The organism is Chitinimonas viridis (assembly GCF_030409555.1).
Taxonomy (GTDB): Bacteria; Pseudomonadota; Gammaproteobacteria; order Burkholderiales; family Chitinimonadaceae; genus Chitinimonas; species Chitinimonas viridis.
Genome location: NZ_JAUFPU010000017.1, coordinates 1 through 1633, shown reverse-complemented (window position 1 = coordinate 1633; position 1633 = coordinate 1). Strand labels below are relative to the sequence as shown.

1 protein-coding gene is annotated in these 1633 nt (G+C 63.0%); it reads right to left on the bottom strand.

Annotated elements, in window-relative coordinates; translation table 11 throughout:
- Positions 1-1633: hypothetical protein (locus QWZ03_RS13270; RefSeq protein WP_308447565.1), on the bottom strand; the 1633-nt coding region annotated here is incomplete at both ends.

The window sequence follows — 1633 nt, the reverse complement described above, 5'->3', positions numbered from 1 at the left end:
TGCCGCTGCCGTTCAGGTTGCGGCGCTTGCCCCAGGCGTCGTAGGCGAGCTTGTCCTTCAGGCTGCCGTCGGCGCCCGTGATGGCCACCAGGCTGCCCAGCCGGTCGCTGTGCGTCCAGCTCTGCTCGGCCGGGTTGCCAAAGGTGTTGACTTCCACCCCCAGGCCCATGGGCCAGTAGGTCTTGAGCCGTTTGTACTGGAGGGTGTCGCCATTGGCGGTTTCCAGTTCCATGGCGCCGGCGTACCAGGTGGTGCCGGTATCGGCACCGTCCTTGACCTGCTTGGTGCGCTGGTGATCAGGGCCGTAGACAAAGGTGCTCTTGTTGCTGCCTTTGCTCAGGCTGGCCGGCATGTCAAAGCTGGTCCACTTGAGTAGCTGGTTGTTCTGGCCGTTGGCCTTGGCGATGCTCTCGAGGTTGCCGTTGTCGTCGTAATAGAAGGTGCCGTAGCTACCGATACTCCGTACGGCGTGGGGTCGGATGGCGTTGGGGCCGGGGACGGGGTAGTTGTAGCTGCCCGTGCCGACACCGGTCTTGCTGGTGAGGTTGCCGATGCTGTCGTAGGTGAAGACCTGCTGGGCTTGGCCGGCGACTTGGCTGAGTTTGAGGCGGTTCAGTTCGTCATAGTCAAAGACTTCGCTGAAGCCTTCGCTGCCATCCCAGTATTGGCTGCGCTGGCTGACGTTGCCGAGCAGGTCGTAGTTGTAGCTTTCCTGCAGGCGCGTGATGGCGCCGGCTTGGAGGCTGCTGGTGTCCAGTCGGCCGGTATAGTCGTTGTAGCGGCGGTTGAGCTGGAGGCCGTTGCCGAGCTGGGCTTGGATGACGCGGTTGGCGGCATCTTGCTGTTGGGCTTTCCACAGGACGGTGCTGTTGTTGCGGCCGATCTGTTTGAGGTAGCCGTAGGCGTTGTAGCGGTGCTCAAAGGTGGTGCTGGTATTGCTGTGCTGGTGCTGTTCTTGGGCGAGCCGGCCCCAGTTGTCATAGCTGGGGGTGCTGATGAAGCTGCCATTGCTGCCGTTGAACAGTTGGGTGGTGACGGCAGCGGGACGGCCGAGGCTGTCGTAGCTGTGCGTACGGACGTATTCACGTGGGCAGTTGGCGCTGATGTCAGTGCCGCCCTGGCAGGTGTAGCTTTGGTGCAGCTGGCCTATGCCCATGGCGGCGCTGTCGTAGCGCCAGTGGCTGACGAGGTCGGGCTCCAGTCGGGTGATCTGGCGGCCGAGCAGGTCGAAGCGGTAATTGGTGTAGGCCTTCCACTTATCGCCGTCGGCCATGCTGGCGGCGGCGAGCCGTTGCTTGGGGCTGATCTGTTGCCAGACCTGGCCCAGGGGGTCGGTCTTGTATTCGATACGGCCGAGGTCGGGGTCGCGCAGTTCAGTCTTGCGGCCCAGTCGGTCGTAGTCGATGCCGATGAGGTTGCCGGTGGGGTCGGTGGTCTGGGTGAGGTTGCCCCAGGCGTCGCGGGCGAACAGGGTGAGTCCTTGCTTGGCGTCGCGGGTCTCGATCAGTTGGCCCAGGGGGTTGCGGGTGTCTCGCTTTTCTCGCTTCAAGGGGTTGATCTGGGTGGTGACCAGGCCTTGGTAGACGGTGCGGTTTTGGACGATGTTGCCTTTTTCGTCCTGGGTGTCGGTCTG